General features: G+C 37.8%; 18 protein-coding genes. 14 read left to right on the forward strand and 4 right to left on the reverse strand.

The window, feature by feature from the left end; translation table 11 throughout:
- Positions 1-169 precede the first annotated feature (169 nt).
- The 7 genes from ACGLYD_RS01260 (at position 170) to ACGLYD_RS01290 (ending at position 5430) form a co-directional block, all read left to right on the forward strand.
- Positions 170-580: a DUF4181 domain-containing protein gene (locus ACGLYD_RS01260; RefSeq protein WP_399630891.1), complete on the forward strand. Its 411-nt coding sequence runs from the start codon at positions 170-172 to the stop codon at positions 578-580.
- Positions 581-857: 277 nt separating this feature from the next.
- On the forward strand, positions 858-1433 hold the full coding sequence (locus ACGLYD_RS01265; protein ID WP_399630894.1) for a TetR/AcrR family transcriptional regulator: 576 nt from the start codon (positions 858-860) through the stop codon (positions 1431-1433).
- Positions 1434-1546: 113 nt separating this feature from the next.
- Complete coding sequence (locus ACGLYD_RS01270; RefSeq protein ID WP_342537616.1) at positions 1547-2392, forward strand: alpha/beta hydrolase; 846 nt, start codon at positions 1547-1549, stop codon at positions 2390-2392.
- A gap of 92 nt (positions 2393-2484) precedes the next feature.
- A complete protein-coding gene (locus ACGLYD_RS01275) occupies positions 2485-3546 on the forward strand; it encodes an alkene reductase (RefSeq protein ID WP_399630898.1) in 1062 nt (353 codons plus the stop codon).
- Positions 3547-3644: 98 nt separating this feature from the next.
- Positions 3645-4643, forward strand: coding sequence for an NADP-dependent oxidoreductase (locus ACGLYD_RS01280; RefSeq protein WP_399630901.1), 999 nt, complete (start codon positions 3645-3647; stop codon positions 4641-4643).
- Positions 4644-4762: 119 nt separating this feature from the next.
- On the forward strand, positions 4763-5206 hold the full coding sequence (locus ACGLYD_RS01285) for a PaaI family thioesterase (RefSeq protein ID WP_342537619.1): 444 nt from the start codon (positions 4763-4765) through the stop codon (positions 5204-5206).
- A gap of 89 nt (positions 5207-5295) precedes the next feature.
- Complete coding sequence (locus tag ACGLYD_RS01290) at positions 5296-5430, forward strand: hypothetical protein (RefSeq protein WP_342537620.1); 135 nt, start codon at positions 5296-5298, stop codon at positions 5428-5430.
- 202 nt (positions 5431-5632) lie between these two features.
- On the opposite strand, the gene ACGLYD_RS01295 is transcribed toward ACGLYD_RS01290, so the two are convergent.
- Positions 5633-6178 (reverse strand): cysteine hydrolase family protein, encoded by a 546-nt coding sequence (locus tag ACGLYD_RS01295; protein ID WP_187046701.1) that lies wholly within the window; start codon positions 6176-6178, stop codon positions 5633-5635.
- A 121-nt stretch (positions 6179-6299) separates the two neighbouring features.
- Here ACGLYD_RS01295 and ACGLYD_RS01300 point away from each other — a divergent pair, with 121 nt between their 5' ends.
- On the forward strand, positions 6300-6740 hold the full coding sequence (locus ACGLYD_RS01300; RefSeq protein WP_187046702.1) for an Lrp/AsnC family transcriptional regulator: 441 nt from the start codon (positions 6300-6302) through the stop codon (positions 6738-6740).
- Between the two features lie 261 nt (positions 6741-7001).
- On the opposite strand, the gene ACGLYD_RS01305 is transcribed toward ACGLYD_RS01300, so the two are convergent.
- The 3 genes from ACGLYD_RS01305 to ACGLYD_RS01315 all read right to left on the reverse strand — a co-directional run bounded on the left by ACGLYD_RS01305 (position 7002) and on the right by ACGLYD_RS01315 (position 9346).
- Positions 7002-8183 (reverse strand): MFS transporter, encoded by a 1182-nt coding sequence (locus tag ACGLYD_RS01305; protein ID WP_399630906.1) that lies wholly within the window; start codon positions 8181-8183, stop codon positions 7002-7004.
- A gap of 40 nt (positions 8184-8223) precedes the next feature.
- Positions 8224-8676, reverse strand: a complete 453-nt coding sequence (locus ACGLYD_RS01310; RefSeq protein WP_399630908.1) for a MarR family winged helix-turn-helix transcriptional regulator — start codon at positions 8674-8676, stop codon at positions 8224-8226.
- A 334-nt stretch (positions 8677-9010) separates the two neighbouring features.
- On the reverse strand, positions 9011-9346 hold the full coding sequence (locus ACGLYD_RS01315) for a helix-turn-helix domain-containing protein (RefSeq protein WP_255428583.1): 336 nt from the start codon (positions 9344-9346) through the stop codon (positions 9011-9013).
- A gap of 212 nt (positions 9347-9558) precedes the next feature.
- On the opposite strand from ACGLYD_RS01315, the gene ACGLYD_RS01320 reads away from it, so the two are divergent.
- The 6 genes from ACGLYD_RS01320 to ACGLYD_RS01345 all read left to right on the forward strand — a co-directional run bounded on the left by ACGLYD_RS01320 (position 9559) and on the right by ACGLYD_RS01345 (position 14406).
- The gene (locus ACGLYD_RS01320) at positions 9559-10422 is read left to right on the forward strand and encodes an NAD-dependent protein deacetylase (RefSeq protein WP_399630911.1); all 864 of its coding nucleotides are present in this window, start codon (positions 9559-9561) and stop codon (positions 10420-10422) included.
- Positions 10423-10461: 39 nt separating this feature from the next.
- On the forward strand, positions 10462-11334 hold the full coding sequence (locus ACGLYD_RS01325) for an NAD-dependent protein deacetylase (RefSeq protein WP_399630913.1): 873 nt from the start codon (positions 10462-10464) through the stop codon (positions 11332-11334).
- An 85-nt stretch (positions 11335-11419) separates the two neighbouring features.
- Positions 11420-12265 carry a hypothetical protein gene (locus tag ACGLYD_RS01330; protein ID WP_187046707.1) on the forward strand — a complete coding sequence of 282 codons (846 nt, stop codon included), beginning with the start codon at positions 11420-11422 and terminating at the stop codon, positions 12263-12265.
- Positions 12266-12304: 39 nt separating this feature from the next.
- Positions 12305-12487: a hypothetical protein gene (locus tag ACGLYD_RS01335; protein ID WP_399630916.1), complete on the forward strand. Its 183-nt coding sequence runs from the start codon at positions 12305-12307 to the stop codon at positions 12485-12487.
- Between the two features lie 26 nt (positions 12488-12513).
- The gene (locus ACGLYD_RS01340; RefSeq protein ID WP_399630918.1) at positions 12514-12882 is read left to right on the forward strand and encodes a hypothetical protein; all 369 of its coding nucleotides are present in this window, start codon (positions 12514-12516) and stop codon (positions 12880-12882) included.
- A gap of 60 nt (positions 12883-12942) precedes the next feature.
- Entirely contained in the window at positions 12943-14406 is a 1464-nt protein-coding gene (locus tag ACGLYD_RS01345; RefSeq protein WP_187046709.1) for a nicotinate phosphoribosyltransferase, read from the forward strand.
- Positions 14407-14429: the final 23 nt, after the last annotated feature.

The following is a 14429-nucleotide window of genomic DNA, read 5'->3' on the forward strand; positions in this document are numbered from 1 at the left end:
CCTATAATGGGGCTTTAGCAAGTTCATATATTGGGGTAGGCGGTACGGGGCTATTCCCCTTGCAATTATTCCTGAACCATTGCCATATTGAGTAAGTGCTGCCTGTGTACGTTGCAATAATATAGTTAGTGGTAGAAGTGGAAGGAATCTAGAATGGAGTTGATTTTAAATGGGGTACCCTGGAATGCCACCTGGGTTTTGGATAGAACTTATTAAAATACTATCAGTTGTTATTTTACTGGTTGGCGTTATTCCAGCTGTTTTTCGTTATAGAATGGGTGCAAGTAAAAAGAAATGGTTTTCATATAATCATATAAATGAATTTCATAAAAAAGTCGATTGGACACTCCGTATAGTTTTTGTGATTTTTTTAATAACTAGTGCAACCCTTTTTAATAGTCAGCCCTTTATAACATATATAGTATTTGGGTTTTTCATACTAACTCAAATAGGTGTTCAAGCATATATAGAATGGAGATTTTCGGATAACAGAAAAGACTTTCAGGTATCACTAATTCAGCTTACCTTAACTGTTATTACCTTATTTGGATTCATCTTCTGGTTAGAATATTTTTCATAGGAACAATTATTTTAAGTAGATTTAATAAAGCAAACAAGCGCGATTGTTAGTGGGTGCTGCCTGTGCACGGTGCAATTCAGACACGATTCAGAATTAATTCGAATTGTGTGATGCACAGGCAGACAAAACTTGGAGTTTAATTTATTCTATGTTTTTTCTTATTCTTTACTAATCGTTCTAGAAATGATATTCTAAGAGAAGTTAAATTAGTTGCAGTTAAATGTCCTATAATTAGAATGTTCATTCTTGTTAAGGTGCTCGTATTTAGGGAGGAATTATGGCTAGAAGTAAAGAGTTTGATGTAAATCAAGTATTAAGAAAAGCCATGGAGCTTTTTTGGCAACAAGGGTATGAAAAAACATCTATGCAAGAGCTAGTAGACTATATGGGCATTCATCGCAGAAGCATCTACGATACGTTTGGCGACAAACGTACATTGTTTTTGAGTGCCTTATCTCACTATGAAGAGTTAATTACTAGTGAAACGAAGAAGAGAGTAGGTTCAAAATTACTGGTAAAACAAGGGATACGAGAAGTGTTTAACATGATAATTTACCCAAATCTTAATTTGCCAAAAGGATGTTTGTCTGTAAATGCAGCTGTTGAATTATCTTTGCTTGACGAGGAAATTGCAACAAAGATTGCAGAAATGTTTACAAAGACAGAAGCTCTCTTTTATGAGCTGCTGAAACATGGGCAGAAAAACGGAGAAATATCTAAGAATCATGATCCTGAAGTATTGTCTCTTTTTCTTCATAATTCACTTGTAGGGTTACGCGTATTAGTGAAGATTGAGGCTGATAAAAAGAAATTAGAAAGCATTGTTGACATGACACTTTCAGTGTTAGACTAACTTTCTTTTTTTTTACCTTTCTAGAACGAACATTCTAGAAATGCAGATGAAATTGCAATTAATTTATAATTTATCAAATCAATCCGAACTCACCGTTCGAAAGGGGAAAAATGATGTCAAAATTTACAATTCCAACTGAATCAAGTTATATCGAAGCTGGAGGGATCCGATTTGCCTATAGAAAGTTCGGCCAAGAAACAGGAATTCCGCTAGTTTTCTTCATTCACTTCCGCGGAACAATGGAAAATTGGGATCCTAATATGATTGGTGTTTTAGCTGAAAGTCGACCTATTATTCTTTTTGATAATGCTGGTGTCGGTGAATCCAGTGGTGAAACTCCGACTACTGTAGCTGAGATGGCAAAGGATGCAGCGACTTTCATTAAAGCACTTGGCTTAGAGAGAGTCGATATCCTTGGTTTTTCAATTGGCGGATTTGTTGCACAGGAGTTAGTATTGCAGCAGCCAAATATGGTACGACGCATCGTCTTGGCGGGAACTGGTCCACAATCCGGTGTCAATGATCCTAGAAAAGACGTGTATGAAGCGATGACTCAAGTTGGTGGAGATGAAAATGATGCTCTGGAGAATTTCTTGCTCCTATTTTACGGTCCGACCGAAACGAGTCGGACGGCTGGAATATCTTCATTAAAACGAATCTTGAGCCAGAAAAAAGTGGAAAGTTCACCTCAAGTGCTCGATGCGCAATTACAGGCAATCTCCCAATGGACTGAGCGGGATCCTGAACAGAAATACGACTGGTTGCAGAAGATTACGCAAGCGGTACTCGTGACTAATGGGGTTAAAGACGTCATGGTTCCGACCGAAAACAGTTATATTCTTACGGAAAACTTACCTAATGCCCAACTCATTATTTATCCAGACTCCGGACATGGACATCTATTCCAGTACCCAGAACAGTTTGCCGGACATGTAAAGCTATTTCTTGATTCTAAGTAATTAAGGGGGGAGAAGACAATTAGTCATAGATAATCAATTATTACTAACCACTTTATGCTTAGACTATATGACAACAAAAAAGGAGAATGAAAATGAAAAAAATATTTGAAGAGGTTCGTATTGGAGACGTTATATTGAAAAATCGCCTAGGTATGTCACCAATGACGAGAAATAGAGCTTTACCTGATGGTACCCCAGGCGAGTTAGCGGCTGAATATTATGGTCAACGTGCTTCTTTTGGTTTAATCATAAGTGAAGGTACACAACCTTCAAATGATGGTCAAGGGTACTTAAATACACCTGGGATTTATACACCATCTCACATAGAAGGTTGGAAGAAAATAACGAGTCGTGTACACAATGAAGGTGGCAGCATATTCATTCAGCTCATGCATGTAGGGCGTGTTTCACATCCTGACAATACACCACTTCATCGACAAGCAGTTGCACCTTCTGCTATTGCACCTGGCACAGAAATGTTTACAGCTGAGGGGATGAAAGATATCCCGACGCCTAGGGAATTAGGTCAAAATGAGCTAAAAGAAGTCATTCAAGAATTTCGTACAGCCGCAGCCGCAGCAATTGAAGCTGGAGCTGATGGAGTCGAAATTCACGGGGCAAATGGGTATCTAATTCAACAGTTCCTTAGTGAGAACTCAAATCATCGTCAAGATGCCTATGGTGGTTCAATTGAAAACCGGGCTCGATTTGCAATTGAAGTAACTAAAGCAGTCATTGATGAAATTGGTGCAGAAAAAACGGGAATTCGGTTCTCGCCTCAAGGGACATTGAACGGAATTGAGGAAGGTGATACAAATATTGAGATGTATCGATATTTAATAGGGGAATTAAATAAGCTTGATTTGGCTTATCTTCATATTATGCACTTTGGCAATGAACCCTTATTACAAGAAATACGTCAATTGTGGACACAACCACTAGTGGTAAATAGAGCGGGACGTCCACTTGAACAACTTACTGTGGACTTGGATAATGGTCTAGCAGATGTCGCAACAGTAGGGATTTGGGCACTAGCTAATCCGGACTTCATTGAGCGTATAAAGAAAAACGCTCCCCTAAATGAACCGGATGTAACTAAGCTCTATGCTGGTGGTGCACAGGGTTATACAGATTATCCTAAAATGGAAGAATAAAAATCTCAATAGCAGTAAGAATAAGTGAAATGATGAATGGCGTACAACTAAAAATTGTACGCCATTAGATTTTTAAGTGGAAAGGAAGCTAGAAAAGTATGAAAGCTGCTCAAATGCAGAAATACTCAAAAGGAATTCAAGTGGAAATAAATAATGTGGAAATACCGGAAATCGATAATAACGAGGTGCTTGTTAAAGTAAAAGCAGCAGGTGTAAATCCATTAGATATTCTGATTTTAAATGGCAGTGTCCGAATGATTGCTGATTATGAGTTTCCACTAACATTAGGCAATGAACTATCTGGTGTTATAGAGGCGGTTGGTAAAGATGTTGTTGATTTTCAGGTTGGCGACAAAATTTATTCGAGATTGCCGGTGAATAAAATAGGAGCTTTTGCTGAATATGTGGCGGTCAAAGATGATGCTATAGCTAAAATGCCTGAAAATCTATCCTTTATAGAAGCGGCTGCGGTCCCCCTTACTGCTTTAACAGCTTATCAAGCATTGAAGGATTTACTCCATGTTCAGCCTAATACAAAGCTATTTATTCCTGGAGGAACCGGTGGCTTTGGTGCTATGGCAATTCCCATTGCTAAATCAATGGGGTTATATGTGATTACAAGTGGCAGTGAAAGAGGTCGATCACGTACACTGTCGATTGGGGCAGGTCAATATATAAATTATAAGGAAGAAAACTATGCTGAGGTTCTATCCAATATAGATTACGTTATAGATACCTTAGGTACAACTGAAATAAAAATGGAACTTAGTATTTTAAAACCTCATGGAAAATTAGTATCATTGAAGGCTACACCCAATTATCGCTTTGCCGTTGAAAATAACCTTCCAATGTGGAAAAGAATGTTGTTTGGTTTAGCGGGTGCTCGTTTAGATCGTTTAGCAGCAAAAGATAAAAAAGAATATCACTTTTTATTTGTGCAAGCCAATGGAAGACAGTTACAAGAGATTACTAGTCTTATTGAAAATGAGGATATTACGGCTTCAATTGATTCAACTTATAAATTTGACGACATTAATCAGGCATTACATAAAGTTTCTACTGGCCACTCGCAAGGTAAAGTTATTGTAACTTTCTAAGGGAAGGGGCGAATTTGATATCTATCAGCTTATCATTTACCCAGACGATGGACATCTTCACCTGCGTAGTTGAAAAATACGCTTAAAAATTTAAAATTTATTATTTAGGAGACGTGATAATGAATCACTTAGAAAACTTAAAGAAAATGATGACGGGTGAAATACCTGAACCCCCAGTTGCACAAGTACTTGGTTTTAAGGTGGTAGATGTTGAAGAAGGTAGAGTTGTTATAGAAATAGAAGCTTCTGAAAGATTGCATAATCCGATGGGCACGCTGCATGGTGGGATACTATGTGATATAGCTGATGCTGCGATGGGATATGCTTTTGCTAGTACGCTTGCTGAAGATGAACTTTTTACAACAATGGAAATTAAATTAAATTTCCTTAAACCTATTTATGAATCGAAACTTCGAGCTGAGGGAAAATTAATTAAAAAAGGCGCCACAGTTGGACTACTGGAATGTCATGTATATGATGAAAAAGGAAGTCTTGTTGCTCATTCAACTAGTACGTGTATGATTTTAAAAGGAAATTCTAAACAAAAAAGAGTAAAGAAATGAAGTTTTGAACGAATAGAGAATTTAACTCTTTTTTCACGAATCGTTTATGTATACAAATAAAACGAAGATTAAATTCACGAAGGGATCTGGTGAAGAAAATGAATAATTTTCTAGCAATGGTATTAGATAAAGTAAATGATCAAACAAAGTTAGAATTCAAACAATTAAGTATGGATGATCTTCCGGAAGGGAAAGTAACCCGGATTTCAGGATTTGGTCAGTAATTTACCCATAAAAAGTTAAATTAGATGTGGTAGTAAAGGATGCCATTACTGTATAAGTCAAAATAAATACGTAAAACTTCGTATAGTTTTCCGACTAATATCCGATGACCGTTTCTGAAAAACGAAAAAGTTAAAAGGCATTTGGGAATAAGCGTATTCCCAAATGCCTTTTACATTTATTTGTTCTTTAAGATTGTGTTTCTTATTGCAGGAAATCCTCAGTCGAAGTTACAGCGCAATACATACCGTTAAGTGCGCCGACAAATGCATAATGAACCTGTTCTGCTGGAACGGCCTTACCTTCATAAGATAAGTCCCTTGTCGCACATGCATCTTCAATAAGAGTTGTTTCATAGCCTAAATCCACTGCAGCTCTAACTGTTGCATCAATACACATATGAGTCATCATACCGACAACCACTACCTTTGTTATTCCTTTTTCTTTTAATTTGCTTTCCAAATCAGTCTTTAAAAAACTATTAGGGAAATGTTTGATAATAATGCTTTCGTTTTCCAAAGGTTGAACAGTTTCATGTATTTCAGCACCTTCCGTATCTGGAAGGAAGAATCCTAATGCTGGATCAGCTGCGATATGCTGAACATGGAAAATGTTTTCATTGTTGTTCTGTCTAAACGATTCAAGAACTTTCGCAGCATTAGCGGCCGCTTTATCTGGATTAACTAATTCCATCTTTCCATTTGGGAAATAGTCATTTTGAATATCTACAATAATTAGAGCTGTGCTCATTATTCTCCACCTCATTTACAGTATTTTGATACACTATAATCATAACTCGTATATTGATTTGTATCGATAAGTTGATGAAACACTTTTGTCTCAAAAAATTTCACGGTGAAAGGAATGTATTATGGAACTTGATAACATTGATTTTCAGATCCTTCAGTTATTATCCAATAATTCACGTATTCAATGGAAAGACTTAGGTGAACAAATTCATATGACGGGACAAGCAGTGGGGAATCGTATTAAAAAACTTGAGGAAAGTGGTGTAATTAAAGCTTACACTCTACTAGTTGATGAAATGAAATTAGGATTTTCTTATACAGGGTTTGTAATTATTTATATGAAATCAGCAAACCATGATTCATTTATACGTTTTATTAATAATCAAAATGTGGTAGTTGAAGCTCACCGAGTATCGGGAGAAGGCTGTTACCATTTAAAAGTAAAGGTAGATTTACATGAAACGTTAAATGCATTTTTAGATAAAATTTTAGAATTTGGGAACTATAAACTATATCTTTCAATTAATGAAATCAAGCATACGCATCCAATCAATGCTAAATAAGTTGGTTATTTATCTCGGATAGGGCCGTAGTAAACTTTCACAATTTCTAGTGGTGAGCTTCGTTTTATTTTATCTAAGGACTCATGCAGTTGAAAAAAGCAACTGAGAGTAACGGATTACTCAAGGTTGCTTACAACTTACTTGTTATTAGATTCGAAGCGTTTATAAGGGAGTATAGCGACAATGCCCAAAATAGGTCCAATCGCTAAGAGTGTAACTACCCATTCCCAGCTAAAGATTTTTTGGGAAATAGTCATTAGTTTAATTGAGTTGAGGCTTCTTTAATTTTGTACTTGAAATAACAAACGCGATGACAAGCACAACTGCGGCAAATGCATACGGCATATCGATGTTGATATCAAATAAAATACCGCCAATAATCGGTCCTATTATGATGCCTAAGCTAGTGTAAGCAGAGTTCATTCCCGCAATATACCCCTGGTTTTCCCCAGCGATTTTTGATAAAAAGGATGTCACAGCAGGGCGTAAAATATCACCAGAGAAAAACACAATGCTCGTAATGACAATCATCGTCCAGTAACCGTCTATTAAAATCGTAATAAAGATAAAAATAGCGGAAGATAGTAAGGTTAAATTAATCAGCATTCGTTCACCAATTACATTGACCATCTTATCAAAGAATAAAATTTGAGCGACAACCCCAGCGATTGAGCCGACTGTAATAATGATCGAAATATCACGGACCGTAAAGCCAAGCTTTTCGTCGACGAATAAGCTAAACATCATTTCATAAACGGCAAGTCCAAACGCTAGTACGAACACGACCAGTAGTGGTGTGAAGTACTGTGGCTGAAAAGATTTTTTAAACTCCTGAATAAACGCTGGTCGTACAGCGGATGCCCGATTTTTTTGTAGCTGCTCTGTTGAAATCGAATCGTCTAATACAAGGGAAATAACAATGGCAGTAATCAATGAAATGGCAGCAGCAAAGAAGAACGGTGCGCGTATCCCAAACTCTGCAATAAATCCGCCAATTCCTGGTCCAATTATAAATCCTAAACTAATCGCAGCCGATTGATAACCTAACGCTTTTGCACGATTTGCTAGCGTCGTTTTATCGGCAATATACGTAACAACGGCGGGCATAATAAAGGCGGCACCTACACCGCCAAGTAGACGGCTCACAAATAATAGCCACGTTTCATTTGAAAAGCCAAACAGTGCCTCTGAAAATGAAAATAACAAAAGACCGATGACCATCATTTTTTTACGGCCGATTGAATCGACCCATGCACCTGTAAAAGGGGAAGCCAGAAACTGCGCAAGGGCCATCGCGGCGAACAAGTAACCGACAACGGCACCACTTAATCTTAGGTCCTTCGCAATCGATGGCATAACTGGTGCGGCAAGTCCCATCCCCACAAAAGCAATAAATAAACTAGATAATGCAAGTGCAATAGACACTTTCTCTTTTCGATTCATAATTGATTACCTCTATTTAATGGTCAAACAATTCACGGTCCTATTTGTTGGAGGATGAAATGGATGCATTCACTTTCTTCATTGTTTGTAATACATTTTGCAATTGTTCTAAATCGATGTCAGCGAAGTGCTCTGTCATAAATTCTTTATCTGCTTCTTCGCTTAATGCCTGATAAGCGAGACCTTCTTTTGCTAATACGATGAAAAACTCGCGATGATTAGTTGGATTGGCCTCACGTTTGATAAAATTTCGTGCCTCGAGCTTCGATAATACTTGGCTCACAGCACTTTTAGAAATCGCGAATTTCTGGGCGATTTCATTTGCCGTGATACATGGATTGTCCTTCACAAAAAATAATATCGTATCTTGCTGTGCAGTTAAATTATAAGCATTGAACTTTTGCGCGTTTTTATTGTATAAAAGATAATTTAAGTAGTATTCACTAAAAACGACAATCAGTTCTTTAAACATTATTTGATGATTTGCAAGCATAATATCCTCCTTATACTTCGGTTAAGTAAACTAAACTTAACTGATGAAATGTATCTTATATGTTAAAGAACTTTTTGTCAACAATTTTTTCATTTCACAAAGAATGTCTAAATGGTTCATTTGGTTATATGAAAAATATAAGAATGCCTTGTTATGCACCAAAAGCGAAAGATAAATGCCAAGCACTACTTACGGGAACGAAATTCACCAAAAGTCAGTGGAGATAATCCAAATAAAAATGGTTCCAATCATCAAATACTGATGAATGGAACCATTTTTTCTTTGACTCTTCAGGATTAAGTCAACCTTGCAATATACCTGGAATTTCACTCTTTTATATTTCCTTATTATGATCTCCCCATTGGCACATCGTCTGGATAATAGGCCAAAGCGTTTGCCCCTTTTCAGTCAGGCTATACTCAACCTTTGGAGGGATTTGTGGATATTCCTCACGATGGACTATACCATCAGCTACCATATCCTTAAGTGTAGAACTGAGCGTTTTATAAGTTATTTTCCCCATCATACGCTGAAGTTCATTATAACGAACCGGGCCATTTTTCGATAAATTGTAAATAATTAGCAGCTTCCATTTTCCGTTAATAATAGAAAGTGTGTAACCGAAGGAGGTTTCTTCGTTGTCAGCAACAATCATTTTAGAATTATTCATATCTACACTATCCTCCTGGATAGTATGCGTCATAAAAGTGCATACTTGTTTGTTGGTTCATATCCACTCTATAATATATTTAGATTCAAGTAAAGGAATGCTTTACAGGCAAAACATATATTGAACCTCTCGCACTTTAAGTTTGTTATTGAGGGAAAGCTATATATGCGTGAATTTATACAAAGAAAAATCAATAGGAGGATAAATATAGTATGTTAACACAACAATATCAAGGCAACTTAGACACACTACTTCAGAAAATCGAAGAAGCTGAGGCGGTTGTGGTTGGTGGCGCTGCTGGGATGTCTGCTGCCGCCGGGTACAACTGGTATCAGACAGATGAAATCTTTCTGAAGTATTTTGGGGAATTTGCCGGTAAGTATGGGATTGAAAGTATTTTTTATGGTTTTTATCACCGTTTTGCAACAAGAGAAGAACGCTGGGCTTATATTGCTACTCTTAACAAGTTTGTCTATGATACCGAAGCCGGAAAGCCCTACCTTGATTTATTGCAACTGCTACAAGACAAAAATTATTTCGTTCTAACAACGAATCAAGATACTCAGTTTTCAAAAGTTTTTCCTGAAGAGAAAGTGTCTGCGATTCAAGGAGATTGGCGTTACTATCAATGTAGCAACCGTTGTCACGATCATGTTTATTTCAATAAAAAGCAAGTTGAGGAAATGTACGCAAACATAGAGGGAACTAGAATTCCCACAGAGTTGATACCTACTTGTTCAGAATGCGGGAAGGATATGGAACCGTGGGTGCGATCCCGTGTTTTTCTGGAAGGAAGCCATTTCAGAAGCGAATTAATGAAATTTCAAGCATACCTTATGGAAAATAAATATAAAAAGATCTTATTTTTGGAATTGGGCGTAGGGACGATGACACCGATGTTTATTAAAGAACCATTTTGGGAGATGACTCATAGTTTGCCGAATGCATACTATATCAGCATCAATCCTAAAGATGCGGTGGTTCCTAGAGAGATAAGCGAAAAAGGACTCGCAATTAACGAAGATATTGCCCGAGTGCTTGAAGATGCCCTGAACGAGAAGGCGAAAGTAGTTTAATGATAGAAAAGCAAAAAATACTAAGGAGGACAAAAAAATATGTTAACACAACAATATCAAGACAATATAGCAACATTACGGGAAAAAATTGAAGAAGCTGAGGCAATTGTGGTAGGTGGCGCTGCTGGGATGTCTGAGGCGATCGGACACAGTTTTTATCATACTGATGAAAATTTTCTGAAGCATTTTGGGAAATTTGCAGATAAGTATGGTATTAAAAACCTTTTTGAGGGCTTTTATTACCGTTTTTCTACAAGTGAGGAACGCTGGGCTTTTCTTGCTACTGAAATCAAGTTTTTACATGATGCCGAAGCTGGTCGCCCTTACCTTGATTTATTGCAACTCCTTCAAGGAAAAAACTATTTCGTTGTTACAACGAATCAAGACGCACAGTTTTCCAAGACTTTCCCCGATGAGAAAGTTTCCCCAATTCAAGGGGATATGCGTTATTTTCAATGTGGCTCCCGTTGCCATGATCAGGTTTATTTTAATAAAGAGCAGGTTGAGAACATGTATGCAAACATAGATGGAACCAGAATCCCAACAGAGTTAATTCCAGTATGTCCAAAATGCGGACAGGAAATGGAACCATGGGTGCGCTCTTATGTATTTCTTGAAGGAAGCTCTTACCAAAGTGAATTAAGAAAATACAATGAGTTTCTTATAAAAAACAAAGATAAAAAGATTCTCTTTCTGGAATTAGGCGTTGGAACAATGACACCAATGTTTATTAAAGAGCCGTTTTGGAACATGACTTACAGTTTTCCGGATGCCTACTATATTACAATAAATCCTAAAGATGCGGTCGTTCCTCAAGAGTTAAGTGAAAAAGGACTTGCCATTAAAGAAGATATTGCACGTGTCTTACAAGATGCTTTGAGCGGGAAGGAAAAAAGAGATTCGGCTATTTGATAAGTAGGGAGCAATTCGACTACGCATTACACGAATTCATTAAGTAAAATAGATTCATCAAAATTTTATATAAATGGAGGATCATATGAAAGAGAACTATCAAGACGTTTTAAGCAAAATCAAGAATGCGGACAGTGTTCTAATTGGCGCAAGTAACGGCCTCGCCATTTCTGGAGGTACTAATATTTTTGCTGAGGATTCGTCCTTCATAGAACATTTTGGCGATTTTCGTAAGAAATATGGTTTTCGTAGCATCCTACAGGGAGCTTTTTATCCATATCCTTCTGAGGAAGAGAAGTGGGCATTTTTCAGCCGTATGTACGCCTACTTTTTAAACAACAAGGAAGCTAGTCCTGTTATGAAAAACCTTTATGAACTGGTGAAGGATAAAAATTATTTTGTGGTTACTTCTAATACAGATTCTCATTTTAAACTGACAGGATTTCCAAAGGAACGCCTTTTCGAACTAGAGGGCAATAGTCGGTATTTGCAATGTTCTCATGGTTGCCATCATCAAATTTACCAAGGTGACGAAATATTGAGTGAAATGGCCCGGAACCAAGAAAACGGAAAAGTTCCTTCAAGCCTTATTCCTAAATGTCTAGAATGTGGTGGTCCAATGCAAGTCCATGTAGAAGTCGATCGCAATTTTCTAAGAGGTGATGCATGGCAAGCCAGCTTTCAAGCTTATCAGGATTTTATCGATAATGCTCATGGCAAAAAAATAGTCTTACTGGAATTAGGCGTAGGTGCAAGAAATCAATTGATTAAAGCCCCATTTATGAATATAGCTAACTCAGAAGAAAATGCTACCTATATTACCTTTAATAAGGGGAGAGAGCTTTATATTCCAGATCTCATTGCTGATAAATCCATTGGTATCGACGGTGATATTGCGGAAGTGTTAGAGCAATTAGTTCAACTGAAATAAGCTGATTTACCTTAGTAGAAAAGAGAGGGAGAATGACTAATGTTTCTGTCAACTATTCTGGATAAACCTGTCTGCCAACCAATCAAAAAGCCTTATGAACGATGGTATACATTCATGGAGAAAAATGTAGAGTTTTGGCTGCCGGATAGTGAATGGCATACGAAAGCCCATTGCGCCCGCGTTCTGTTACTGGCCCTCCTCATCGGCCACAAAAAGGTCTGAGTGAGGAGGAAAAGGACGCGCTGGGTATGGCGGCTGTTTTCCATGACTCTCGACGCCACGATGATGGGATTGATAAAGGACATGGTAGTCGTGCGGCAGCGTATTACAAAGAGTATTGCCGTGAGCACGGTTTGTCCTACGATGCACAAACCTACTACATTACCTATTACCATGACCAGGATGATTCGCTAGGTTTGTCAGAGATTGCGAAGTCTTCCGATTTAAGTGAACAGGCTGTGCTGCTGTATCAGATTTTCAAGGATGCTGACGCACTGGATCGCTTCCGTCTGGGTCCTGATGGTTTGGATGAGAATTTTCTTCGGACCGAAGAAGCACGTCAACTTGTTGACTTTGCAAAAGATCTCTTACAGAAAAGTAATGAAACTAATGCATAAAAAAGTCTATTTATCGTAAGCAGGTCCGAGCGCATTTTGTTAGGTTAGGAGGTAAGTGTAATGAACAAGTATATAGATGATAGCTTCGCCCTTCACACGGACTTGTACCAAATCAATATGGCGAAAGCTTATTGGGATGATATGATTCATACCAAAAAAGCTGTATTTGAATTGTATTTTCGGAAATTGCCGTTTGGAAATGGCTATGCGCTTTTTGCTGGATTGGAACGAATCATTGATTATCTCCAAGCATTTCATTTTTCTGATAGCGATTTAGATTATTTAATAGAACTTGGCTATCAGGAGGACTATGTTGACTTCTTGCGAACTATACGTTTTACAGGAACTGTTCGTGCCATGAAAGAAGGGGAAGTTGTATTTGGCAACGAGCCCATTCTTCGTATCGAAGCACCGTTAGTTGAAGCGCAACTTATCGAGACGGCCTTGTTAAATATCGTGAACTATCAAACGCTCATCGCAACCAAAGCTTCTCGGATTAAACAAGTCGCGGGTGACCAACCCGTTTCAGAGTTTGGTACACGACGCGCACATGAATTTGATGCTGCATTATGGGGGACAAGAGCTGCTTATATTGGTGGATTCTCTAGCACAAGCAATGTTCGGGCAGGAAAACGATTTGGTCTTCCTGTTACAGGAACACATGCCCATTCCTTTGTTCAAGCGTATCAAGATGAATACACTGCTTTCCATAAATATGCGAAAAGTCACAAAAATTGTGTCTTCTTAGTGGATACCTATGACACGCTAAAATCAGGAGTTCCTACAGCAATCCAAGTCGCCAAAGAACTAGGCGACAACATAAATTTTGTAGGCATTCGCTTAGATAGTGGAGATTTGGCTTACCTTTCCAAAGAAGCAAGAAAGTTATTAGATCAAGCAGGATTTGTTGACACTAAAATTTATGCTTCGAATGACCTTGATGAATATACCATTATGAGCTTACACGCACAAGGAGCGAAAATCGATGCATGGGGAGTTGGTACCAAAGCCATCACCGCCTACGATCAACCAGCTTTAGGTGCTGTGTACAAACTGGTCTCGATTGAAGATGACAACGGCCAGATGCGTGACACGATTAAAATTTCTGCAAGCCCTGAAAAAGTCACAACACCAGGATTAAAAAAGGTATACCGTATTATCAATAATCTGACGAAAAAATCAGAGGGAGATTATATCGCCTTAGCCAACGAACAACCTGAAAAAGAAGCCAAACTTCACATGTTTCATCCTGTGCATACCTACATTGGAAATTTCGTCACCAATTTTACGGCAAAAGACTTGCACGAAGATATTTTCGATAATGGCACGCTTGTCTATGAATGTCCGTCAATTCACCAGATTCAATCGTATGCTGGGCAACAACTAAATCTTTTATGGGACGAATATAAACGTTCATTAAATCCAGCGGAATATCCTGTAGATTTAAGTCGGGCTTGTTGGGATAACAAAATGAAAAACATAGAGCAAGCAAAAAAACATAAACGAAAAGCTGTACTCGTATGAGGAGAGAAAATATGAGGAATTTA

This window comes from Sporosarcina sp. SG10008, assembly GCF_044569405.1.
Taxonomy (GTDB): Bacteria; Bacillota; Bacilli; order Bacillales_A; family Planococcaceae; genus Sporosarcina; species Sporosarcina psychrophila.